The organism is Enterobacter nematophilus (assembly GCF_026344075.1).
Lineage (GTDB): Bacteria > Pseudomonadota > Gammaproteobacteria > Enterobacterales > Enterobacteriaceae > Enterobacter > Enterobacter nematophilus.
In genome coordinates this window covers 43,525-64,909 of record NZ_JAPKNE010000002.1, presented here as the reverse complement: position 1 = coordinate 64,909, position 21,385 = coordinate 43,525, and the positions used below count along the sequence as shown (strand labels likewise).

Genomic DNA, 21,385 nt, shown 5'->3' with positions numbered 1-21,385 from the left:
GGTGTCGCTAGCGCCACCGGGCAACAAAAAGGCGACCACTTAACCGGTCGCCTTTTTTATTTACAGCAGCTCTCTCGCCGCCGACACAATATCGTGCGCCGTCAGGCCATACTCCTTCTGCAGGAACTCCTGCGTCCCCACCTGGCCGTAACGCTCCTTCACGCCCACGCGACGCATCGGCACCGGGCAGGTTTCCACCAGCACTTCCGCCACCGCTGACCCGAGGCCGTTGTGAATGCTGTGGTTTTCGCAGGTGACGATGCGCCCGGTTTTCTCGGCGTAGTTTTTCACCAGCATTCTGTCGATAGGCTTCAGGGTAAACATGTCGATGACCGCCGCGCTGACCCCCTCCTGCTCAAGCTGGCGCGCCGCTTCCAGCGCTTCCGCCACCATGATGCCGTTGGCAATCAGCGTGATATCGCTTCCTTCGCGCAGCACGTTGCCTTTGCCAATGGTGAAGGTTGAGCCCGGTTCATACACGCTCGGTGCCTGTTTCCGAATGGTCCGCACCCAGTAGAAGCCTTCCAGATCGATAAGCTGGCGCAGCACGTCCTCGAACATCACCGCGTCGGTCACCTCCAGCACCACCGAATGTGCCAGACCGCGCACGATGCCCATATCCTCGAACGACATGTGCGTCCCGCCGTTGTGGCAGGCCGTCACGCCCGCGTCCGAGGCAATCACCTTCACGTTGTTGCGCTGGTAGTCCAGGGACATAAACAGCTGGTCGAAGCAGCGGCGGCTGGCAAACGCGGTGAAGGTGTGCACGAACGGCTTACGGCCGGTGAGCGACAGCCCCGCCGCGGTGCCGATGACGTTGGCCTCCATAATGCCGCAGTTAATCACGTGCTGCGGATAATCGCGCGCCACGCCGTCCATCGCCATTGAGCTCATCAGGTCCGCTTCCAGGGCGATAATCTCGCTGCCGGCCTCAATCTGCTTTGCCACGAAGCCCGCGTAGACCTTGCGCATCTCAACGGCGTCTTTCTGTCCTGCCGGTGCAACCTTAATCATGTGAAGCCTCCAGTTGGCGAATCGTCTCGTTGAGGGCCGCTTTGCTCTCCGCGGTCAAACGCAGGTGGTGCGAGTTGCTGAGCTGTTCCAGGTACGGCACCCCCTGCCCTTTAACGCTGTCGAGGATCACCACCCGCGGACGCGCATCGGCCTCCGGTACCCTCGAGGTCACCTCCAGCAGCGCCGGAACGTCATCCCCCTTCACCGTCACCACGTCAAAGCCAAAGGCGCGGAATTTCCCTTCCAGGTCGAACGCGCAGACGATCTCGTCCAGCTCGCCGTCGAGCTGCTGTTTGTTCCAGTCGACGAACACCGTCAGGTTATTCAGGCGATGGTGGGCGATAAACTGGAAGGCCTCCCAGCACTGTCCCTCGTTCAGCTCGCCGTCGCCGACGATGCAGAAGACGCGATTCGGTCGCCCTGCGAGCCTGTGCGACAGCGCCATGCCGCCAGCGATGGAGATCCCCTGCCCCAGCGAGCCGGTGGTGGCGTCCACGCCGCGCGTTTTCAGGCGGTCCGGGTGGCTTGGCAGACGCGTGCCGTTCTGGTTCAGGGTGCTCAGCTCCGCCATCGGGAAGTAGCCCTTAATCGCCAGGGTGCTGTAGAGCGCCGGCCCCGCATGGCCCTTTGAAAGCACAAAATAGTCGCGCTCTGGCCAGTCCGGATCCGCCGGGTCGATCTTCATCACCGCGCCGTACAGCACGGCCAGGGTTTCGACCACCGACATGCTGCCGCCGTAATGCCCAAAGCCCAGCTGCGTTAGCGATTTCAGCGTCTCAAGGCGGATCTGACGCGCCAGTTCAGTTATCTCGTTCTCATTCATGATTTGGCTCCGGTATTTTCCTGCGCGTTACCGCCGGCAGGTTTGTTTTTCGCGAAGAGGTTGTACGCCACCAGCAGCGCGAACAGCGCCACAACCAGCCCGGTGATGGCGAGCGGTGACAGGAAGCGCGCCAGGTTACCCAGCACAATCCCGACCGCGCCGAAGTCGGCATCCGAGAAGGTGGTGTTAGCAAAGCCAATCGCGCCCAGTACCGGCAGCAGCAGAACCGGCAGGAAGGTGATCAGCAGGCCGTTGGCGAAGGCGCCTATCATTGCCCCGCGGCGTCCGCCGGTGGCGTTACCGAACACGCCCGCCGTCGCACCGGTGAAGAAGTGCGGGACCACGCCCGGCAGGATCAGCACCCAGTTGAACTGGCCGCAGATGATTAACCCCACAATCCCACCCAGGAAGCTGAACAGGAAGCCAATCAGCACCGCGTTTGGCGCATACGGGTAGACCACCGGGCAGTCCAGCGCGGGACGCGCGTTCGGGACCAGCTTTTCCGAGAAGCCGGTAAAGGCTGGGACGATTTCCGCCAGAATCAGACGCACGCCCTGCAGGATGATGAATACGCCCGCCGCGAAGGTGATCGCCATGATGATGGCGTATACCAGGTAGTTCTGGCCGCCGCTGAAGGTCGCCTCGACGTACTCGCGTCCGGCGCTCACCGCCATGATCAGGTAGATAATCATCATGGTCAGGGAGATGGAGATCGAAGAGTCGCGCAGGAAGCTCAGGTTCTTCGGCAGGTTCATCTCTTCGGTTGAGCGGGAGCCTTTGCCGACCCTGCTGCCAATCCAGCCGGACAGCACGTAGCCCAGCGTCCCGAAGTGGCCGAAAGCAATTTCATCGTTGCCGGTAATGCGCTTCATGTAGCGCTGCGCAATGGCCGGGAAGAAGGCCATAATCAGGCCGAGGATCAGCGAGCCGGTAAATACCAGACCCACCCCTTCAAAGCCCGCTACCGTCAGGATCACGCCAATCATGCACGCCATGTAGAAGGTGTGGTGCCCGGTCAGGAAGATGTATTTCAGGCGGGTAAAGCGCGCGACGACAATATTCGCCACCATGCCGAAGGCCATGATCAGCGCGGTCGAGGCGCCGTATTTTTCCAGGGCTATCGACACTATCGCTTCATTGTTTGGAATAATGCCCTGGATATTAAAAGCGTGCTCAAACATGCCGCCTAACGGGTTTAACGACCCCACCAGCACCGTGGCGCCACCGCCCAGTACAATAAAGCCGAGAATCGTTTTAATTGTGCCCTTTACGACATCAGAAAACGCTTTTTTCTGCGCGACCAGACCAATTAACGCAATTAACCCCACCAGTATCGAAGGGACTTTTAAAATATCGACAACGAAATTCAGCGTTTCAAGGATAAACATATCCACCTCGCCTTATCAGGGTTATTGTCTGTCGAACCAGGCGCGCAGCTGCGCTTCGAGTTCGTTGATATCAATGATGTTGTTGATCACCACCAGCTGGCTTTCCGGCACGCTGGCGCTGGCCGCAATGTCTTTCGCCATCACGAACAGGTCCGCCGCGCCCGGCGTGGCGGAGGAGAGATCGGAGTGTTCAACTTCGGCCTCAATGTCCAGCTTTTTAAGCACCTTTTTAATGTTCATTTCGACCATAAAACTGCTGCCCAGGCCAGAACCGCAAATAGCCATGATTTTCATTGTTGTCCCCTTATTTTGAGTAGAGCACGCCCCATCACGCTGGCGCGTAATGTTGTTAATAATCGGATTAAAGAATTAAATCAGAAGCGGTCAATAATGGTTTTAATGTCCTCCAGGGTATTCGCCTGATGTAATTTTTCCATATCCTCGTCGCTGGAAAATAATTCAGCGAGCGCGGATATCATTTCGATATGGCTATGTTTATCCGGTGCCGCAAGCATAATAATCAGATCGACAGGGTCAAACTCTGCGGCACCAAACGAGACGCCCTGTTTTAGTTTTAGTAATGACAAGCCCAGTCCTTTGGCGCCTTCCTCCGGCCGCGCATGCGGCATGGCTAGCCCTGGTGCCAGCACATAATAGGGTCCTAACGTATGATGCTGCTGAATGATTGCCGTCACGTATTCCGGTGCAATCACCTGCAGATCCAGCAGCGGTTTCGCGCATATCTCCAGCGCCTGTGGCCAGCTTTCAACGCTATCCTGCAGCGTGATGGTTGTATCATATATCCACTTTTTGAGCATTTTCCCTCCCGCCAAACGCTAAAGATGGGCAAACTTTATTCAACCCATCAATCATTGACTGCGATCGCGATCACAAAGATAGCGCTACCAATCACTAACATGCAGAAGTGTGATAGCGCTATCAAATTGTCATCATCGTGTGAAATCACAGCAAAAAAAGGGATTTAAGGCGTATACTGCCAGTCACCTGAAATGAAGGAAAAAAGAACGCGTCTGGTCAGCAGGAAGGTGTATGTCTTTAACCCGAAAACGGCGCAGTACCGGAAAAGTCACGCTCGCTGATGTCGCACAGCTTGCCGGAGTCGGCACGATGACCGTCTCCCGTGCGCTCCGCACGCCTGAACAGGTTTCCGATAAACTGCGTGAAAAAATTGAAGCCGCGGTCCAGGAGCTGGGCTATATGCCCAATCTCGCCGCCAGCGCACTGGCATCCGCGTCGTCATGGACGATTGCGATGGTTGTCCCCAACCTTTCCGAAGCCGGTTGTTCAGAGATGTTTGCCGGCCTGCAGCAGGTGCTGCAGCCCGCCGGATACCAGATCATGCTGGCTGAGTCCCAGCATCGTCTTGAACAGGAAGAGAAGCTGCTCGAAACGCTGCTGGCGTCGAATATCGCCGCCGCGATTTTGCTCAGCGTCGAGCACACCGATACCGTTCGCCACTGGCTGAAAAACGCCTCGATTCCGGTGATGGAGATGGGTGCCATGCGCGCCGATCCGATCGATATGAATATCGGGATCGATAACGTGGCGGCCATGTACGAGCTGACGGAAATGGTGATCAGGCGCGGCTACCAGAATATCGGCCTGCTGTGCGCCAACCAGGAGCAGTGGATTTTCCAGCAGCATTTGCAGGGCTGGTACAAGGCGATGCTGCGCCATCATCTGTCGCCGAACCGGGTGATTAACGCGGCGATGCCGCCGAGCTTCTCGACCGGCGCGGCACAGCTGCCAGAGTTCCTGCTGGCGTGGCCGGAGCTGGATGCGCTGGTGTGCGTATCAGACGAGCTGGCCTGCGGCGCGCTGTATGAATGTCAGCGTCGACGCATTAAAGTGCCGGACGATCTGGCTGTCGTGGGCTTTGGCGATAGCGACGTAAGCCGCGTTTGCCAGCCGCCGCTGACGACGATGGCGGTACCGCATCGTAAGATTGGGATCGAGGCAGGAAAAGCGCTACTGGAACGTCTGAATGACGGAGACTGGCGCGACCAAAAAACCATCGCGTCCAGCCTGTGCCTGCGGGAAAGCTGTTAAGGCTTACTCAGCCTCTTCCTCTTTTTCCGCTTTGTTTTCCGGCTTAGCGGATTCGTTTTTGGCGTTGCGGGTCATCCACAGCGCCAGCGCTTTTAACGAATCCGGCGTGAACTCGTCGCAGCGGGCGGTAATCTCTTCCGGCGTCATCCAGCAGACTTCGCTCACTTCCTCTTCCTGCAGGGCGAAAGGCCCGTGGGACACGCAGCTAAACAGTCCACCCCAGACGCGGCAATGTTCGTCTTCGAAATAGAACTGCCCGTGCTCGGCAAACGGCACTCCGGCGATACCTAACTCTTCTTCCGCTTCACGACGCGCGGAATCCAGCAGCACTTCATCGGCCTGCACGACGCCGCCCGCGGTGGCATCCAGCATGCCTGGAAGAAAATCTTTGGTGTCCGTACGGCGCTGGACCAGAATCTTGCCCATGCCGTCATGCACAACGATGTACGTTGCACGGTGACGCAGGCGCTCTGCACGCATTTGTTCGCGGCTCGCCTGCGCGATCACTTCATTTTCTTCGCTGACAATGTCAACCCATTCAGTACTTGCCAAATGATTCTGCTCCACCATCGGGAAACCTTCTCGTCTAAGCGCTCTTTCGGCGCGTTTGCAGTTGTGGTGTAACTTACGGATTAATCGCTACCTGCGCAATAACTTGCTGATCATTAAGTGCGATAACGCTCAGGGTATTTCCATCCAGCAGGCCATAGCTCGCAGGATATCCGCCTTTCGGGATGCTGACCGACCCCGGGTTAAAGTGATAGATCTCACCGCGTTTTTCAGCAACCGGAATATGAGTATGACCGTAAACCAGGACATCGCCAGCCGCGAGCGCAGGGAGATTGTCCGGGCTAAAAAGATGCCCATGCGTCAGGAACAGCCGGCTATTTTCCAGCAGCACCTGTTGCCACGGCGCGGTGATGGGAAAATGGAGCAGCATCTGATCCACTTCGCTGTCGCAGTTGCCGCGAACGGCGATAATGCGCGAGGCAAACGGGTTAAGCTTGTCCGCCACCTGCGCCGGGGCATAGCCTTCCGGCAGCGCATTGCGCGGACCATGATTCAATACATCCCCCAGAATCACCAGCCATTGCGCCCCGCTTTGCGAAAACAGAGAAAGCACTCGCTCGGTCGCGGGCAGCGATCCATGGATATCCGACGCAAACATCAGTTTCATCAGTCACTCCTCGGGAAAACAGACTGCCCCTATCATACCTGAAGCGTCAGGGCTTATCAGCCCGCGCGCTTAGCGGAGAGTGCCACATAGCGCTGTACGGAGGCCCGCTGCCACTGGAACGCCGCATAATCCACCAGCAGTTGAGGCACCTCATCGCCGTTGAGGATCAAACGGTTCAGCATCAGCGCCAGATCGGTATCGGCAATGCACCATTCACCGAACAGGTTCGGATTACCGTGGGCAAGCAGCGAGGTGGCGGTTTCAATCAGCTTTTGCGCGCTGTCGACGCCTTCTGCGCTGAGCGCGGGCTTTTTCACACCGGCAAATACGACATCCGTGGAGCGCTCGACGCGAATCGGCACCAGGTCGCTGCGCAGCCACGCCTGGATCTGCCGCGCGCGGGCGCGCTTTTGCAGATCGTGAGGATAGATGCGCTCCCACTCCGGCGGCGCAAAGCGGTCTTCCAGATATTCATCGATCGCCGACGATTCGCTCAGCGCAAAGCCATCGATCTCCAGCACCGGCACGCGTCGCGTCAGGTCGTAACCCTGCCACTGGGGTTTGAGGTGTTCACCACCGTCGAGATCGACGGTCTTCAGCGTAAAAGAGAGCCCCTTTTCGGCCAGCGCAACGTAAACGCTCATAACATAGGGAGAGAAGAAATTCGCATCGGACCACAACGTAATTACGGGCTGGTTCATAACATCCTCATCGGCTGATCGGTTTTTACTCAACATATAATCTCTTTGCGTCGCTGTCACTTGATGAAAACTCACGATTTACAACCACCACCTATACTCATTTGTCATGGCACCACTATTCGACTGACAGGAGTTGAGAATGATTGACCTTTATTACGCCCCTACCCCAAACGGCCATAAGATCACCCTCTTTCTCGAAGAAGCCGAACTGGATTACAGAATCATCCGCGTGGATATCAGCAAAGGCGAACAGTTCAACCCTGTGTTTTTGGCTATCTCGCCGAACAATAAAATTCCGGCCATTATTGATAGCCAGCCAGCGGACGGAGGCAGGCCGTTGAGCCTGTTTGAATCCGGTGAAATTTTGCTTTATCTGGCGGAGAAAACCGGCAAACTGCTGAGCGGTGAACTGCGCGAGCGTCACCACACTCTGCAGTGGCTTTTCTGGCAGTCAAGCGGCTTTGGGCCGATGCTGGGGCAGAACCACCACTTCACCGCCTTCGCGCCGCAGACCATTCCTTATGCCATCGAGCGATATCAGGTTGAAACCCAGCGTCTTTACGGCGTTCTGAACCAGCGGCTGGAGAAAACGCCGTGGCTCGGGGGCGACCATTACAGCATCGCCGATATCGCCTGCTGGCCGTGGGTAAATACGCACGAAAAACACCGGATTGACTTAGCCTCTTACCCGGCGGTGAACAACTGGTTTGAGCGTATCCGGACCCGCCCGGCCACCGAACGCGCCATGCAAAAAATCCAGCAAATTTAACCCTGTAGGAGGCTGGGTGCCTGCGAGGCTCTCATGTATTATGGGCGGGAAATACTGACACGGAGAAGACCTGCAATGTCACAGCCCGACGCTATTATTCGTATAAAAAATTTACGCTTGCGCACGTTCATTGGTATCAAAGAGGAAGAGATTGCCAACCGTCAGGATATTGTCATAAACGTGGTGATCCACTACCCGGCAGACAAAGCGCGGGCCAGCGAAGATATCAATGACGCGCTGAACTACCGCACGATAACCAAAAACATCATTCAGTACGTGGAAAACAACCGCTTCTCGCTGTTGGAGAAATTAACTCAGGATGTGCTCGATATCGCACGCGATCATCACTGGGTCACTTATGCTGAAGTAGAGATCGATAAACTTCACGCCCTGCGCTATGCCGACTCCGTCTCCATGACGTTAAGCTGGCGACGCCAGGCGTAAACCTGGAGGTTATATGAAGATTCTGCTGACCGGCGGTACAGGCCTGATTGGGCGCCATCTCATTGCGCGTTTGCAGGCGCTGCATCACGACATTACCGTAGTGACCCGCAGCCCGGAGAAAGCGCGCCAGGTGCTGGGTGCGGGTGTCGATATCTGGAAAGGGCTGGCCGATCGGCAGAATCTGGACGGCTTCGACGCCGTCATCAACCTTGCGGGCGAACCCATCGCCGACAAGCGCTGGACCGAAGAGCAGAAACAGCGGTTGTGCAGCAGCCGCTGGAATATTACCGAGAAGCTGGTTGAACTGATTCGCAACAGCCAGACCCCGCCGTCGGTGCTGATTTCAGGTTCTGCGACGGGCTATTACGGCGATCTCGGCGAAGTGGTGGTGACCGAGGAAGAGCCGCCGCACAACGAGTTCACCCATAAACTCTGCGCCCAATGGGAGCGCATCGCCTGCGCGGCGCAAAGCGATAACACCCGCGTCTGCCTGCTGCGTACCGGCGTGGTGCTTGCGCCGAAAGGCGGCATTCTGGGCAAAATGCTTCCGCCCTTCAGGCTGGGGCTCGGCGGGCCGATCGGCAACGGGCGTCAGTATCTGGCCTGGATCCATATCGACGATATGGTGAACGGCATCATCTGGCTGCTGGATAACGATCTGCGCGGGCCGTTTAACATGGTTGCGCCTTATCCGGTGCGTAATGAACAGTTTGCCCACGCGCTGGGTCATGCCCTGCACCGCCCGGCGATTTTACGCGTGCCTGCGACGGCGATTCGCCTGTTGATGGGCGAGGCGTCCGTGCTGGTGCTTGGCGGTCAGCGCGCGCTGCCAAAACGCCTGGAAGCGGCCGGGTTTGCGTTCCGCTGGTATGACTTAGAAGAGGCGCTGGGGGATGTGGTGCGCTGAATATGTTACAGTGATACGCCATGTTCCGAAGAAATGGCGTAACAATGGCAACCATCACCACTCCCCGGCTTCATCTCACCCCTTTCGAACCCTCTGACTGGGCGTTCTTCCGCTCGCTGCGCGAAAACCGCGACATCATGCGCTACATGGCCGCGATTGCGCCTGAAAAAGAGACCCGACGCGTGTTTGCCGCGCGCCTGATGGCGGAGCATGTCTTCGTGATCCGCTTTCGGGATAACGATACGCCGCTGGGCGATATCGGCCTGCAAATCAGCCCTGAGAATCGTGAAGAGGCGGACATCGGCTACACGGTTGTGCCTGCCGCGCAGGGGAAAGGCATCGCCAGCGAGGCGCTGCGCGCGGTGTGTGACTATGCGTTTAACCAGACCCGCGTGAGGGCGATTAACGCGTACGTGCTGGCGGACAACGGCGGGTCTGTGCGGGTGCTGGAGAAAGCAGGGTTTGTGCGCACGCAGGTGCTGGAAAAGGCGTATGAGATTGACGGCGTGCGGTATGACGACTGGGTGTATCGCCTGGAATGTGGTGCAGCCTGAGGCCCTCACCCCGGCCCTCTCCCAAAGAGCTGAGGAATCCCCAGTAATTTATAAGCAGATGCAATAAGGTCGTTTCAGAGCGAGTTAAAGCTTTCAGCGACGCCCTGGTCCGGCTGTAAATCGCCGAAGCGTTTCCGTAAGGCCGGGGCGAGGCGCAAGGATGCGCCGAGAGGGCGTGGCCTGCAGGCTCATGCCCGACCCGATAGCCTGAAGGAATAAGCTGAGGGCACCGCGAAGCGGCGATTTTCCGCCGGGAGCCCGGGTCGCCAGGGCGGTGGCGATTGAGCCGCCCTGGCACGTTCACCGGTACAGGAATCAAAGAGTAGCAAGGAACATAAAGTGAACGGAATGACCACCGGAGCCGTATGTTCCCCCTCACCCTAACCCTCTCCCCAAAGGGGCGAGGGGATTGTTCAGTGCTAGCATTAATTTGTGGGGAATCCTCAGCCCAAAGGGAGAGGGAGAAAGTCGAAATATTACTTCAACGATCCTTTCAGGAACTGTTGCAAACGCGGGCTTTGCGGGTTCGCCAGCACCTCATCGGGGTGCCCCTGCTCTTCAATTTTCCCCTGATGCAGGAAAATCACGTGGTTGGAGACGTTACGGGCGAAGCCCATCTCGTGCGTCACCACCACCATCGTTTTGCCCTCTTCGGCCAGCTTCTGCATGATGCGCAGCACTTCGCCGACGAGTTCCGGATCCAGCGCGGAGGTCGGTTCGTCGAACAGCAGCACTTCCGGCTCCATCGCCAGCGCACGGGCGATGGAGACACGCTGCTGCTGGCCGCCGGAGAGGTGCACCGGGTACTTCATCTGCTGGCGCTCGTCGATGCCCACTTTCGCCAGGTATTTCACCGCGCGCTCGCGGGCTTCCTGCTTGCTTAAGCCGAGCACCTGAACCGGCGCTTCCATCACGTTCTCCAGCACCGTCATGTGGCTCCAGAGGTTGAAGTGCTGGAACACCATCGTCAGGCGCGTGCGCAGCAGGCGCAGCTGATTCTTATCCGCCACCTTCAGCTGGCCGTCTTTGTCACGGACCAGGTTAATATTCTGCCCGCTCACCACAATCGAGCCTTCGCTCGGTTTTTCGAGGAAGTTAATGCAGCGCAGGAAGGTACTCTTACCCGAGCCGGATGAGCCGATGATACTGATCACGTCGCCTGCATTCGCCTGCAGCGACACCCCTTTCAGCACTTCATGTTCGCCGTAGCGTTTGTGCAAATCAATAACGTTTAATTTGTTCTCAGCCATCATCTTTCTCAGTGCGTCGAAGAAGGTTTTATATGCTGCAACCAGCGTTTTTCAGCCTTACGGAACAGGCTAATCAGAACATAAGAGATAATTAAATAGAGCACCGCCGCAATGCCAAACGCGGTAAACGGCTGATAGGTCGCGGAGTTGATATCGCGCGCGATTTTGAGCAGGTCCGGCACCGTGGCGGTAAAGGCGAGCGCGGTGGAGTGCAGCATCAAAATCACTTCGTTGCTGTACGCCGGTAGCGCAATACGCAGCGCCGACGGCAGAATAATGCAGCGGTAAAGCTTCACGGAGGAGAAGCCGTACGCGCGCGCCGCCTCGATCTCACCGTGCGGCACGGAACGAATGGCCCCGGCGAAAATCTCGGTGGTATAGGCGCAGGTGTTGAGCGTTAGCGCCAGCACCGTACAGTTCAGGCCGCTGCGGAAGAACGCGTTCAGCATTTCCGTGCCTTTTACGATCTCCAGCGTATACATCCCCGAATAGAACACCAGCAACTGCACGTACAGCGGCGTACCGCGAAACACATAGGTAAACAGCCAGATCGGGAACTGAATAAATTTGTTGTTCGACACGCGGCCGATGGCAAGAAACACCGCCAGAATGCCGCCCATCACCACGGAAGAAATCAGCAGCCAGAGCGTAATCGCCACGCCGGTAAAGCGGTAGCCATCCGTCCACAGCAGGGATTTCCAGTATTCCTGAATAATCTCAATCACAGGTCAGCCCTCTTCACACCCACGGAGTAGCGACGTTCGAGCAGAAGCAGCACACCATTGGAGACGGTCGTAAAGACCAGATAGATCGCGCCGCAGACCACCGCAAAGTAGAACGGCTCCCAGGTGCTCTTGCCCGCCAGCTGAGTCGCTTTCACGACGTCTTCAAGACCGAGCAGCGAGACCAGCGCCGTCGCTTTGAGGATAACCTGCCAGTTGTTACCGATGCCCGGCAGCGCATAGCGCATCATGGCCGGGAACATAATCCGGCGAAACGTTTGTGAAGAGGTAAAACCAAATGCGGTTGCCGCTTCAATGTGTCCTCTTGGGACCGCCATGTAAGCACCACGGAAGGTTTCCGTGAAGTAGGCACCGTAGATAAAACCGAGGGTAATAATACCGGCCACCATCGGGTCGATATCAATTTGTCCCATGCCCATCGCATCCGTCACGCTGTTCAGAGCAATCTGCAGACCGTAAAAGATAAGCAGCATCAGTACCAGATCGGGTACGCCGCGAATGAGCGTGGTATAGCCTTCGAAAATGAGCGCCAGCGGTTTGTTAGCCGAAAGCTTCGCCCCTGCGCCCGCCAGACCTATCAGCACCGCCAGCACCACGGAGCTGATGGCCAGCTCAAGGGTGACAAGCGCGCCCTGTAAAATAACGCCAGAAAATCCGTACAGCATACCGCGAGCCCTGTCGTATCGTGAGTGGTAAACCGTGTCTTATCCCCTCCCGCAGCGGGAGGGGCCGCACGTTATTTGACGGAGCGATTAGCCGCCGTACACATTGAAATCAAAGTACTTTTTCGCCAGCTTGTCGTAGGTACCATCAGCGCGCATTTCAGCAAACGCTTTGTTCAGCGCCTCACGCAGTTCGTTGTCTTCTTTACGCAGGCCCATACCGGTGCCCACGCCAAAGAGCTTCTCGTCCTTAATGGACGGACCGCCGAACTTGTAATCTTTACCCACCGGCGTTTTCAGGAAGCCTTCGCTTGCCGCGACTTCATCCTGGAATGCCGCATCAATACGGCCAGCCGTCAGGTCTGCGTAAATATTTTCCTGGCCCTGATAGGAAACGATTTCGATCCCCTTCGGCGCCCAGTGTTCGTTACCGTAGGTTTCCTGCGTGGTGCCCTGCAGCACGCCCACGCGTTTCCCCTTCAGCGACTCGAGTGTCGGTTGAATGTCAGAAGACTTCGCCACTACCAGACGTGAATCGGCCGCGTAGAGCTTGTCGGTGAAGGCAATCTCCTGCTGACGTTTCTCGGTAATGGAAAGCGAGGACATAATCACGTCGATTTTTTTAGCTTTCAGGGAAGGGATCAGCGCATCCAGCGGGTTCTCTACATAAGTACACTGCGCTTTGATGCGTTTGCACAGCTCATTGGCCAGATCGATGTCAAAACCCACCAGTTCACCCTTCGAATTCTTCGATTCAAACGGCGCATAGGTTGGATCGGTACCAATACGGATTTTCTGCGGAATGGCTGCGAATGCCGCGGTGGCGCTGGAAAAGGCCAGCACGAGGGATAGTGACAACACGAGTTTTTTCATATTTGTCCTCAACAAACTGTCTACATACGGTTTTTTACGACGACGGGGTGGGGTTAATGTGCCATTAATCCCCGCTGTCAGGCAAAGAATAATGCCTTTCTGGCGGGATTTTTTGCATTATAAATGCTTAAGTATGCACATAGCGACCCAATATGGTGCACAAACTGCACCATATTGAATCATTCGCACCCCAGGAGCACCATATTGGTGCATCGCCGTTATGCGTTAGTCACCGTAGACGTTGAAGTCGAAGTATTTCTTCGCCAGTTTGTCGTAGGTACCGTCTTTGCGCAGCTCGGCAAACGCTTTGTCAAAGGCGGCTTTCAGCTCTTTATCGTCCTTGCGCAGGCCGATGCCGGTACCGTCACCAAAGTATTTTTTGTCTTTTACGGACGGACCCGCAAAGGCGTAGTCTTTACCGGCCGGCTGCTTCAGGAAGCCTTCGCTCGCGGCGACTTCATCCTGGAACGCGGCATCCAGACGGCCTGCCGCCAGGTCAGAGTAGATCAGATCCTGGTTTTGGTAAGCCACCACGTCGACGCCCTTCTCGCGCCAGTTGGCATTCGCGTAACCTTCCTGGGTCGAGCCCTGGAGCACGCCCACATGCTTGCCTTTCAGCGAGTCGATAGTCGGCTGGATCGGGGAGCCTTTCGCGGCAATCAGACGCGAATCCGCAGCGTAGAGCTTGTCAGAGAAGGCAATCTCCTGCTGACGCTTTTCGGTGATGGAGAGAGAAGAGATAATGGCGTCGATTTTCTTGGCTTTCAGCGACGGGATTAACGCGTCGAAGTCGCTGCCCACCCATGTGCATTTCACTTCCATACGTTTGCACATTTCATTTCCCAGATCGATATCAAACCCCACGAAATCGCCTTTCGCATCCTTGGAAGAGAATGGCGCGTAGGTTGCGTCTGTACCGATACGAACCGTCTGTGGAAGCGCTGCGTAGCAACCTGCTGCCGCACTTAACCCCACCAGCAAAGACAGAGCCAGAACCGTCTTCTTCATACATTTACCCTCAAGTACCGTGATTTTATTATGTATTGTGTTGTGTGTTGTGTTGCAGGCTTCTCTTGCAGGTCTTATGCCACATTGCCGTCTGGTCAAAACTTCGACGTTAAATATGTTAATAAAACGTTGCGATATTGCCTTAATGGTGAAAGATAGCAGGTCTGCCGAACGAACCGGAAAGAGAAAAAGGGAAAAAGCGAATTAAATGTCGAGGATATGATCGCCGTTGCATAATTGCCCTGAAACAGGGCAACGTCTCTTTTCATGCACAGCATTTGTGCACAGAATCAGGCTCCCTGCCAGCGGGTGAAGAGATCTTCGGGCAGGTCGATGTCAAACTGATCCAGCACGCGATTGACCGTCTGATTAATCACATCGTCCAGCGACTGCGGCCGGTGATAAAACGCCGGCACCGGCGGCATGATCACCGCGCCCAGCTCGGCGGCCTGGGTCATCAGACGCAGATGGCCCAGATGCAGCGGCGTTTCCCGCACGCAGAGCACCAGCGGTCGGCGCTCCTTCAGCACCACGTCCGCCGCGCGCGTGACCAGCGTGTCGGTATAGCTATTCACAATCCCGGAGAGCGTTTTGATTGAACAGGGCAGGATAACCATGCCGGCGGTTTTAAACGAGCCTGAGGAGATGCTGGCGGCGATATCGCGCGCATCGTGAACCACGTCCGCCAGCGCCTGGACTTCGCGCAGGGAGAGATCCGTTTCAAGGGAGAGGGTTTGCCGCGCCGCCTGGCTCATCACCAGATGCGTTTCCACTTCTGCCACGTTACGCAAAACCTGTAGCAGGCGTACGCCGTAAATCGCGCCGCTGGCACCGCTGATGCCTATAATGAGTCGTTTCATGATTTCGCCCTTGCTGATTTCTGGGCTGACTGTGCAGGATTTTGCGGGGAGTTGCAAGTGAGGGCGAGCGCCCTCACCTGCGGAGAGATTAACCTTCGTTGTGCATCTCTAAGCTTTCGAGATCGTTTTGCAGCTGAACGGCTTTCGCATCGTCGTTACGCAGCGAATCAAGATAGTCGAGGTACTGCTGGTCAACGTCTTTCGTCACGTAGACGCCGTTAAACACGGAGCATTCGAACTGCTGAATTTCCGGATTCTCGGCGCGCACCGCGTCGATGAGATCGTTCAGGTCCTGGAAAATCAGGCCGTCGGCACCGATGATCTGACGAATCTCGTCCACTTCACGGCCGTGAGCAATCAGCTCGTTGGCGGTTGGCATATCAATACCGTACACGTTCGGGAAGCGAATTTCCGGCGCGGCAGACGCCAGGTAGACTTTCTTCGCCCCCGCTTCGCGCGCCATCTCGATAATCTGCTCAGAGGTGGTGCCGCGAACGATGGAGTCATCCACCAGCAAAACGTTCTTGTCGCGGAATTCCGCGCGGTTGGCGTTCAGCTTGCGGCGCACGGACTTACGGCGCAGATGCTGGCCCGGCATAATAAAGGTGCGGCCAACGTAGCGGTTCTTCACGAAACCCTGACGGTACGGCTTGTCCAGAATGCGGGCGATCTCCAGGGCGATATCGCAGGAGGTTTCCGGGATAGGAATAACCACGTCGATGTCGAGATCGTCCCACTCGCGGGCAATCTTCTCGCCGAGCTTCGTGCCCATGTTCACGCGCGCGCTGTAGACGGAGATCTTGTCGATGAAGGAATCCGGACGGGCGAAATAGACGTATTCAAACAGGCACGGGTTGCTGACCGGGTTGTCGGCACACTGACGGGTAAACAGCTGGCCCTTCTCGGTGATATACACCGCTTCGCCCGGCGCAACGTCGCGCAGGAACTCGAAGCCCAGGGTATCCAGCGCCACGCTCTCAGAGGCAACCATGTACTCGGTACGGCCATCGCCGAGGTCGCGCTTGCCCAGTACCAGCGGACGAATGCCGTTTGGATCGCGGAAGGCGACCATACCGTGACCGATGATCATCGCCACGCAGGCGTACGCGCCGCGGATCTGGCGGTTGGTCGCGGCAATGGCAGCGAAGATATTGTCTGCTTCCAGCGGGTAGTGACGGAAGTTATCCAGCTCGCTGGCGAACACATTGAGCAGGATTTCTGAATCAGAGGTGGTGTTAATGTGGCGACGTTTCTCTTCGAACAGCTTCTTACGCAGCTCATGAGCGTTGGTCAGGTTGCCGTTATGGGCAAGCGTGATGCCATACGGTGAGTTGACGTAGAAAGGCTGTGCCTCAGAGGCGCTGGAACTGCCAGCAGTAGGATAACGAACGTGACCGATCCCCATATTACCTTGCAGACGCTGCATATGGCGGGCTTCAAACACATCGTTTACCAGGCCATTGGCCTTACGTAAACGGAAGCAGTTGTTTGCATCAATGGTGATGATACCCGCAGCATCCTGCCCACGGTGCTGAAGCACCGTTAACGCGTCATAAATCGACTGGTTTACCGGCATGAAACCGGCGATACCGACAATACCGCACATTCGTCTTTTCCTCGTTAAGCCACATCTCAGGGTTTATGCCCTGGGCAAAAAACTCGACGAGCTTTGCAGATAGTCAAAGAACCATCTGATGATGAAGCTGAACTCTGGAATGAGCTGCGATTTCTGCCAGTCTTCACTTTTGGAGAACCCGGTGAAGGTATCCAGGAAGAACAGGATCGCGGCCACAATCAGCACGCCTCGCAACGCCCCGAAACAGATGCCGAGCACCCTGTCCGTTCCTGACAGACCGGTTTTCTCGACCAGCTGACCTATCACGTAATTCACGATAGCGCCGACAATCAGCGTCGCGATAAACAGCACCGCGATGGCGATTCCATTTCGGACCAGTTCATCTTCAAAGCCCGTGAACCAGACAGACAGGTAAGTGTAGTAATGACTGGCAACAAAGAAAGCACAACCCCAGGTTACCAGCGATAACGCTTCACGAACAAAGCCACGGATCAGGCTAACCAGACAGGAAAAACCAATCACCGCAATGATGGCGTAATCAATCCAGACCATATGTGTCCCACGATTAAACGCCCTGTCATCCAGTTCGGGGCGAATTCTAACAGAAAAAGAAAACGTTTGCGTAGGGATTTCCTTCCCGCGCGTAAATAAAAAAGGCGCTGAAAAAATGTTCAACGCCCCTCACCCTAACCCTCTCCCCAAAGGGGAGAGGGGACTGTACGATGCCGTATGATACAAACGCGCTCGATGCGACTTTCACCCTCTCCCCTTTGGGGAGAGGGCCGGGGTGAGGGGGAAAACTTATCAGTTCGCGCTGTAGCTCATCACCACACCGCTCAGCCCGGAGATCTGCTTCAGCTCGCCCAGCGACCCTTTCAGCTTGTCTTTCGACGCCTCCGGCCCCACGAGGATGCGGGTAATTTTACCCTGCACCGGCGTGGAAGGTGAAGTGTAAACACGATATCCCGCGCTGCGCAGTTTACCGACAACCTCGTTGACTTTATCGGCGTTTTTCAGCGCCCCCAGCTGCACAACATAGGCTTTGCCGGTCGGCGCTGCGTCTTGCTTCGCCGGCGGTGGGGTTTCAGACGCTGCAGCCAGCTGCTCTGCTGCTTTATCTCGCTGTTGCTGTGGCTTCGGCTGCGGTTTTTCTACCGGCTTCGGTTTTTCAACAGGCTTTGGCTTCTCTACCGGTACCGGATCGATCTCGATGTTGTTATTCGCCGCCAGACGCGACGGGTCGAGTGACGGTGCAGCGGCATCGCCCGCGCGGACTTCTTCCGCCGCCCCTTCAGGCGGCTGCGCAGGCAGCGCCTGCGTTGCCGCAGGCAGCATATCCGGCTCATCGCGGTCGCCCGGCTTCGGCACCAGCGGAATGGCTGCAAACTCGTCCTGATAATGTTTTTTCTGCCCGTCGAGCAGCCCGGGAAGAATAATCACCCCGAGCGCGACCAGCACAATGGTTCCTGTTAAACGGTTCTGAAACTTACTCGCCACCGGTTCTCCCCGCGTCCATCACTTCCATGACATGTGCCACCGTGTGGAAAGAGCCACACACCAGCACGGTATCTTCTGGTTTAGCCTCCGCCATCGCGGCATGCCAGGCCTGCGCCACGCTACTGTAGATTGCGCCTTTACCGAGATGCTCCATCAGCTGCTCAGCGGTCGCGCCGCGCGGCCCCTCCAGAGGAGCACAATACCAGCTATCGACCACACTCTCCATGCAGGCCAGCGTCCCGCCGATATCTTTATCATGAAGCATACCGATAACCGCCAGCACGCGCCCGGTTTTTGGTAACGATTTGAGACGTCCTGCGAGATACGCCGCCGCATGCGGGTTGTGCGCCACGTCCAGGATCAGACGCGGTGACTCGCTGACTATCTGGAAACGACCCGGCAGCAGCGCATTCTGAATGCCGTCACGGATTGCCTGTTCGCTGACCGCTAATCCGCTGGCGCGCAGTGCCGCCAGCGCAGTTGCCGCGTTCGGCTGCGGTACCTGCGGCAGCGGCAGGCTGTCCAGCACGCCCTGCGCATCGCTGAAGCGCCAGCCGTTGTCCTGCACCTCATAGTGCCAGTCAACGCCGCGACGCAGGAGCTGAGCGCCCTTCTCGTTTGCTACATCAGCGATGGTATGCGGCATGTCCGGCTCGCCGACCACGGCGGGCTTATTCGCCCGGAAAATACCGGCCTTCTCGCGGCCAATGCTTTCACGATCCGGGCCCAGCCAGTCGGTATGATCCAGCGCGATGCTGGTGACCACCGCCACGTCCGCATCCACCATATTGGTGGCATCCAGACGCCCGCCCAGCCCCACTTCCAGGATCACCACGTCCAGCTGCGCCTGCTTAAAAAGCCACAGCGCTGACAGGGTACCGTATTCGAAATAGGTTAATGAGGTTTCTCCGCGCGCAGCTTCGATAGCCGCGAACGACGCCGTATGGGCAGATTCCGCCAGCTCGCTGTTCTGCACGCGAACCCGCTCGGTGTAGCGCACCAGATGCGGAGAGCTGTAGACGCCAACCTTATAACCCGCCGCCATCAGAACTGATTCCAGCGTGCGGCAGGTCGTCCCTTTACCGTTGGTTCCGGCGACGGTAAACACGAAAGGCGCCGGTTTCAGCACGTCGAGACGCGCGGCAACCTGGCTTACGCGATCAAGCCCCATATCAATGGTTTTACTGTGCAGGTTTTCCAGATAAGAAAGCCACGCGGCCAGGGGCGACGTGGCTTGGGGAATGCTTTTATTTTCCATAATGCCCGGTTGTCATTAACAGGTTATAAAGCAAAAGGGCAGCGCCATCTGGCCCTGCCCTTTTCAGTTATCAGGCCTCGGGTTCCTGATCCGGTACCACCACGCCTTCGCGCGGCTCATCCGGGTTAGGCGCTGGCAGATTCATCAGCTTCGCCAGAATGCTGGCCAGTTTCAGGCGCATTTCTGGACGGCGGACGATCATATCGATAGCGCCTTTCTCAATGAGGAACTCACTGCGCTGGAAGCCCGGCGGCAGTTTTTCACGAACGGTCTGCTCGATGACGCGAGGACCGGCAAAGCCGATCAGCGCTTTTGGCTCAGCGATGTTCAGGTCGCCCAGCATCGCGAAGCTTGCGGAGACGCCACCCATGGTTGGGTCGGTCAGCACAGAGATGTACGGCAGACCGCGCTCCTGCATTTTCGCCAGCGCCGCAGAGGTTTTCGCCATCTGCATCAGGGACATCAGCGCTTCCTGCATACGTGCACCGCCGGAGGCAGAGAAGCAGATCAGCGGACAGTTGTCTTCCAGCGCCTGCTCAACGGCACGCACAAAGCGCGCGCCCACCACGGAGCCCATTGAGCCGCCCATAAAGGAGAACTCAAACGCGGCGGCAACAACCGGCATCTCGTGCAGGGTGCCTTTCATGACGATCAGTGCGTCTTTCTCGCCGGTCTCTTTCTGTGCAGAGGCGAGACGATCTTTGTATTTTTTGGAATCGCGGAACTTCAGCACGTCTTTTGGCTCAAGCTCGCTGCCCAATTCTACCAGAGAACCTTCGTCCAGCAGGCTATGCAGGCGGTTGCGCGCCGACATACGCATGTGGTGGTCACACTTCGGACACACCTCAAGATTGCGTTCCAGCTCTGCGCGATACAGAACCTGGCCGCAGCTATCACACTTCGTCCATACCCCTTCAGGAATGCTCGCTTTGCGCGTCGGGGTAATGTTGCTTTTAATTCGTTCAATCCAGCTCATTGATAACCTTTCTGCCTGAACCTGGTCGTATGCCAGTTTTGCTATAAGAGGCGAATAATGCCATTTTTGCCTCCAACAGACCATGAATGTTGCACATTAAAACATAACAGCCCGAAACTTTGGATAAAAAAGTGGTCGAACCGCCAGCGTGCATTTACTTCGCTTGCTTTGCCGCCGCACGTTTGTGACGAATAATTTCGATAACGCCAGGCAGTACGGAAAGCACAATAATCGCTACAATCAGTAACTTAAGGTTTTCCTGAACCACCGGCAAGTCGCCAAACAGGTAGCCCGCATAGGTAAACAGCAGTACCCACAGCAGTGCCCCTACCACGTTATACATTGCAAAATGACGATAGGACATATGGCCCATTCCCGCCACAAACGGTGCAAATGTGCGCACAATAGGCACAAAACGCGCAAGGATAATGGTTTTTCCGCCATGACGTTCATAGAAGGCATGGGTCTTGTCTAAATAGCTGCGGCGGAAAATTTTCGAGTCCGGATTGCTGAACAACCGCTCACCGAACACCCGCCCGATGGTGTAGTTGACCGCATCACCGATAATCGCCGCGACGATCATCAGCACGACCATCAGATGGACATTCAGGTCATTGGTTGGCAGGGCAGATAACGCACCGGCCACGAACAGCAGCGAGTCTCCCGGCAGGAACGGGGTAACGACCAGACCGGTTTCACAGAACAGAATCAGGAACAGAATGGCGTAAACCCAGACGCCGTACTGCGCGACCAGCTCCGCCAGGTGAACATCAATATGCAGAATGAAATCAATCAGAAAACGTATTACGTCCATATTGTCTAAGCCTTAATTGCA

Annotated in this window: 25 protein-coding genes; 5 read left to right on the top strand and 20 right to left on the bottom strand. The window is 56.6% G+C overall.

From position 1 onward, the window contains the following. Positions 1 to 60 precede the first annotated feature (60 nt). From OSH03_RS07085 to OSH03_RS07065, 5 genes are all read right to left on the bottom strand, one after another. On the bottom strand, positions 61 to 1,014 hold the full coding sequence (locus tag OSH03_RS07085; RefSeq protein WP_061097536.1) for a transketolase family protein: 954 nt from the start codon (positions 1,012 to 1,014) through the stop codon (positions 61 to 63). Next, entirely contained in the window at positions 1,007 to 1,837 is an 831-nt protein-coding gene (locus OSH03_RS07080; RefSeq protein ID WP_266178684.1) for a transketolase, read from the bottom strand. Before OSH03_RS07080 ends, OSH03_RS07085 begins: the two co-directional genes overlap by 8 nt. Next, the gene (locus OSH03_RS07075; RefSeq protein ID WP_266178683.1) at positions 1,834 to 3,225 is read right to left on the bottom strand and encodes a PTS ascorbate transporter subunit IIC; all 1,392 of its coding nucleotides are present in this window, start codon (positions 3,223 to 3,225) and stop codon (positions 1,834 to 1,836) included. Before OSH03_RS07075 ends, OSH03_RS07080 begins: the two co-directional genes overlap by 4 nt. A 21-nt stretch (positions 3,226 to 3,246) precedes the next feature. Further along, the gene (locus OSH03_RS07070; RefSeq protein WP_041908914.1) at positions 3,247 to 3,519 is read right to left on the bottom strand and encodes a PTS sugar transporter subunit IIB; all 273 of its coding nucleotides are present in this window, start codon (positions 3,517 to 3,519) and stop codon (positions 3,247 to 3,249) included. A gap of 80 nt (positions 3,520 to 3,599) precedes the next feature. Beyond that, the gene (locus tag OSH03_RS07065) at positions 3,600 to 4,043 is read right to left on the bottom strand and encodes a PTS sugar transporter subunit IIA (RefSeq protein WP_266178682.1); all 444 of its coding nucleotides are present in this window, start codon (positions 4,041 to 4,043) and stop codon (positions 3,600 to 3,602) included. 232 nt (positions 4,044 to 4,275) lie between these two features. Between OSH03_RS07065 and OSH03_RS07060 the strand changes: the two genes are divergently transcribed. After that, positions 4,276 to 5,295 (top strand): LacI family DNA-binding transcriptional regulator, encoded by a 1,020-nt coding sequence (locus tag OSH03_RS07060; protein ID WP_028013946.1) that lies wholly within the window; start codon positions 4,276 to 4,278, stop codon positions 5,293 to 5,295. Positions 5,296 to 5,298: 3 nt separating this feature from the next. Here OSH03_RS07060 and yfcD read toward each other — a convergent pair whose 3' ends face one another. From yfcD to yfcF, 3 genes are read right to left on the bottom strand one after another with little or no spacing between them, the layout of a single operon-like run. Beyond that, the gene (yfcD, locus tag OSH03_RS07055; RefSeq protein ID WP_006811396.1) at positions 5,299 to 5,865 is read right to left on the bottom strand and encodes an NUDIX hydrolase YfcD; all 567 of its coding nucleotides are present in this window, start codon (positions 5,863 to 5,865) and stop codon (positions 5,299 to 5,301) included. A gap of 55 nt (positions 5,866 to 5,920) precedes the next feature. Then, positions 5,921 to 6,472, bottom strand: coding sequence for a phosphodiesterase (gene yfcE / locus OSH03_RS07050; protein ID WP_061097531.1), 552 nt, complete (start codon positions 6,470 to 6,472; stop codon positions 5,921 to 5,923). 56 nt (positions 6,473 to 6,528) lie between these two features. Beyond that, entirely contained in the window at positions 6,529 to 7,173 is a 645-nt protein-coding gene (gene yfcF, locus OSH03_RS07045; RefSeq protein ID WP_266178681.1) for a glutathione transferase, read from the bottom strand. Positions 7,174 to 7,312: 139 nt separating this feature from the next. Between yfcF and yfcG the strand changes: the two genes are divergently transcribed. From yfcG to OSH03_RS07025, 4 genes are all read left to right on the top strand, one after another. After that, complete coding sequence (gene yfcG / locus OSH03_RS07040) at positions 7,313 to 7,942, top strand: GSH-dependent disulfide bond oxidoreductase (RefSeq protein ID WP_061097529.1); 630 nt, start codon at positions 7,313 to 7,315, stop codon at positions 7,940 to 7,942. A 75-nt stretch (positions 7,943 to 8,017) separates the two neighbouring features. Then, a complete protein-coding gene (gene folX, locus OSH03_RS07035) occupies positions 8,018 to 8,386 on the top strand; it encodes a dihydroneopterin triphosphate 2'-epimerase (protein ID WP_028013950.1) in 369 nt (122 codons plus the stop codon). A gap of 13 nt (positions 8,387 to 8,399) precedes the next feature. Beyond that, positions 8,400 to 9,293, top strand: coding sequence for a TIGR01777 family oxidoreductase (locus tag OSH03_RS07030; protein WP_047367995.1), 894 nt, complete (start codon positions 8,400 to 8,402; stop codon positions 9,291 to 9,293). 44 nt (positions 9,294 to 9,337) lie between these two features. Beyond that, complete coding sequence (locus OSH03_RS07025; protein ID WP_266178680.1) at positions 9,338 to 9,847, top strand: GNAT family N-acetyltransferase; 510 nt, start codon at positions 9,338 to 9,340, stop codon at positions 9,845 to 9,847. A 476-nt stretch (positions 9,848 to 10,323) separates the two neighbouring features. Here OSH03_RS07025 and hisP read toward each other — a convergent pair whose 3' ends face one another. The 12 genes from hisP to OSH03_RS06965 all read right to left on the bottom strand — a co-directional run bounded on the left by hisP (position 10,324) and on the right by OSH03_RS06965 (position 21,364). Beyond that, positions 10,324 to 11,097, bottom strand: a complete 774-nt coding sequence (gene hisP, locus OSH03_RS07020; RefSeq protein WP_028016220.1) for a histidine ABC transporter ATP-binding protein HisP — start codon at positions 11,095 to 11,097, stop codon at positions 10,324 to 10,326. A gap of 8 nt (positions 11,098 to 11,105) precedes the next feature. Continuing rightward, positions 11,106 to 11,822, bottom strand: coding sequence for an ABC transporter permease (locus tag OSH03_RS07015; RefSeq protein ID WP_028013953.1), 717 nt, complete (start codon positions 11,820 to 11,822; stop codon positions 11,106 to 11,108). Continuing rightward, the gene (locus tag OSH03_RS07010; protein WP_028013954.1) at positions 11,819 to 12,505 is read right to left on the bottom strand and encodes a histidine ABC transporter permease HisQ; all 687 of its coding nucleotides are present in this window, start codon (positions 12,503 to 12,505) and stop codon (positions 11,819 to 11,821) included. Before OSH03_RS07010 ends, OSH03_RS07015 begins: the two co-directional genes overlap by 4 nt. Before the next feature lie 87 nt (positions 12,506 to 12,592). Continuing rightward, a complete protein-coding gene (gene hisJ / locus OSH03_RS07005; protein ID WP_028013955.1) occupies positions 12,593 to 13,375 on the bottom strand; it encodes a histidine ABC transporter substrate-binding protein HisJ in 783 nt (260 codons plus the stop codon). Between the two features lie 225 nt (positions 13,376 to 13,600). Beyond that, positions 13,601 to 14,383, bottom strand: coding sequence for a lysine/arginine/ornithine ABC transporter substrate-binding protein ArgT (argT, locus tag OSH03_RS07000; RefSeq protein WP_253542864.1), 783 nt, complete (start codon positions 14,381 to 14,383; stop codon positions 13,601 to 13,603). A 290-nt stretch (positions 14,384 to 14,673) separates the two neighbouring features. Next, complete coding sequence (locus tag OSH03_RS06995; RefSeq protein WP_266178679.1) at positions 14,674 to 15,243, bottom strand: UbiX family flavin prenyltransferase; 570 nt, start codon at positions 15,241 to 15,243, stop codon at positions 14,674 to 14,676. Between the two features lie 88 nt (positions 15,244 to 15,331). Then, entirely contained in the window at positions 15,332 to 16,849 is a 1,518-nt protein-coding gene (gene purF, locus OSH03_RS06990; RefSeq protein WP_014884664.1) for an amidophosphoribosyltransferase, read from the bottom strand. Positions 16,850 to 16,882: 33 nt separating this feature from the next. Continuing rightward, complete coding sequence (cvpA, locus tag OSH03_RS06985; RefSeq protein WP_000262116.1) at positions 16,883 to 17,371, bottom strand: colicin V production protein; 489 nt, start codon at positions 17,369 to 17,371, stop codon at positions 16,883 to 16,885. Between the two features lie 252 nt (positions 17,372 to 17,623). Then, positions 17,624 to 18,316, bottom strand: a complete 693-nt coding sequence (gene dedD, locus OSH03_RS06980) for a cell division protein DedD (RefSeq protein ID WP_045259684.1) — start codon at positions 18,314 to 18,316, stop codon at positions 17,624 to 17,626. Further along, complete coding sequence (gene folC, locus OSH03_RS06975; RefSeq protein WP_266178678.1) at positions 18,306 to 19,574, bottom strand: bifunctional tetrahydrofolate synthase/dihydrofolate synthase; 1,269 nt, start codon at positions 19,572 to 19,574, stop codon at positions 18,306 to 18,308. The genes dedD and folC overlap by 11 nt, the downstream gene beginning before the upstream one ends. A 70-nt stretch (positions 19,575 to 19,644) precedes the next feature. Then, positions 19,645 to 20,550 (bottom strand): acetyl-CoA carboxylase, carboxyltransferase subunit beta, encoded by a 906-nt coding sequence (gene accD / locus OSH03_RS06970; RefSeq protein WP_003861408.1) that lies wholly within the window; start codon positions 20,548 to 20,550, stop codon positions 19,645 to 19,647. Positions 20,551 to 20,704: 154 nt separating this feature from the next. Beyond that, a complete protein-coding gene (locus OSH03_RS06965; RefSeq protein WP_061097521.1) occupies positions 20,705 to 21,364 on the bottom strand; it encodes a DedA family protein in 660 nt (219 codons plus the stop codon). Between the last annotated feature and the right edge of the window lie 21 nt (positions 21,365 to 21,385).

Coding starts and splice junctions, on each gene's coding strand:
- OSH03_RS07025 (WP_266178680.1), top strand. CDS start 9,338: ATGGCAACCATCACCACTCCCCGGCTTCATCTCACCCCTTTCGAACCC.
- accD (WP_003861408.1), bottom strand. CDS start 20,550: ATGAGCTGGATTGAACGAATTAAAAGCAACATTACCCCGACGCGCAAA.
- OSH03_RS07085 (WP_061097536.1), bottom strand. CDS start 1,014: ATGATTAAGGTTGCACCGGCAGGACAGAAAGACGCCGTTGAGATGCGC.
- argT (WP_253542864.1), bottom strand. CDS start 14,383: ATGAAGAAGACGGTTCTGGCTCTGTCTTTGCTGGTGGGGTTAAGTGCG.
- folX (WP_028013950.1), top strand. CDS start 8,018: ATGTCACAGCCCGACGCTATTATTCGTATAAAAAATTTACGCTTGCGC.
- OSH03_RS07010 (WP_028013954.1), bottom strand. CDS start 12,505: ATGCTGTACGGATTTTCTGGCGTTATTTTACAGGGCGCGCTTGTCACC.
- cvpA (WP_000262116.1), bottom strand. CDS start 17,371: ATGGTCTGGATTGATTACGCCATCATTGCGGTGATTGGTTTTTCCTGT.
- yfcE (WP_061097531.1), bottom strand. CDS start 6,472: ATGAAACTGATGTTTGCGTCGGATATCCATGGATCGCTGCCCGCGACC.
- OSH03_RS07060 (WP_028013946.1), top strand. CDS start 4,276: ATGTCTTTAACCCGAAAACGGCGCAGTACCGGAAAAGTCACGCTCGCT.
- purF (WP_014884664.1), bottom strand. CDS start 16,849: ATGTGCGGTATTGTCGGTATCGCCGGTTTCATGCCGGTAAACCAGTCG.
- yfcF (WP_266178681.1), bottom strand. CDS start 7,173: ATGAACCAGCCCGTAATTACGTTGTGGTCCGATGCGAATTTCTTCTCT.
- OSH03_RS07080 (WP_266178684.1), bottom strand. CDS start 1,837: ATGAATGAGAACGAGATAACTGAACTGGCGCGTCAGATCCGCCTTGAG.
- OSH03_RS07030 (WP_047367995.1), top strand. CDS start 8,400: ATGAAGATTCTGCTGACCGGCGGTACAGGCCTGATTGGGCGCCATCTC.
- OSH03_RS06965 (WP_061097521.1), bottom strand. CDS start 21,364: ATGGACGTAATACGTTTTCTGATTGATTTCATTCTGCATATTGATGTT.
- yfcD (WP_006811396.1), bottom strand. CDS start 5,865: ATGGTGGAGCAGAATCATTTGGCAAGTACTGAATGGGTTGACATTGTC.
- yfcG (WP_061097529.1), top strand. CDS start 7,313: ATGATTGACCTTTATTACGCCCCTACCCCAAACGGCCATAAGATCACC.
- OSH03_RS07075 (WP_266178683.1), bottom strand. CDS start 3,225: ATGTTTATCCTTGAAACGCTGAATTTCGTTGTCGATATTTTAAAAGTC.
- OSH03_RS07070 (WP_041908914.1), bottom strand. CDS start 3,519: ATGAAAATCATGGCTATTTGCGGTTCTGGCCTGGGCAGCAGTTTTATG.
- OSH03_RS06995 (WP_266178679.1), bottom strand. CDS start 15,243: ATGAAACGACTCATTATAGGCATCAGCGGTGCCAGCGGCGCGATTTAC.
- OSH03_RS07065 (WP_266178682.1), bottom strand. CDS start 4,043: ATGCTCAAAAAGTGGATATATGATACAACCATCACGCTGCAGGATAGC.
- folC (WP_266178678.1), bottom strand. CDS start 19,574: ATGGAAAATAAAAGCATTCCCCAAGCCACGTCGCCCCTGGCCGCGTGG.
- hisP (WP_028016220.1), bottom strand. CDS start 11,097: ATGGCTGAGAACAAATTAAACGTTATTGATTTGCACAAACGCTACGGC.
- hisJ (WP_028013955.1), bottom strand. CDS start 13,375: ATGAAAAAACTCGTGTTGTCACTATCCCTCGTGCTGGCCTTTTCCAGC.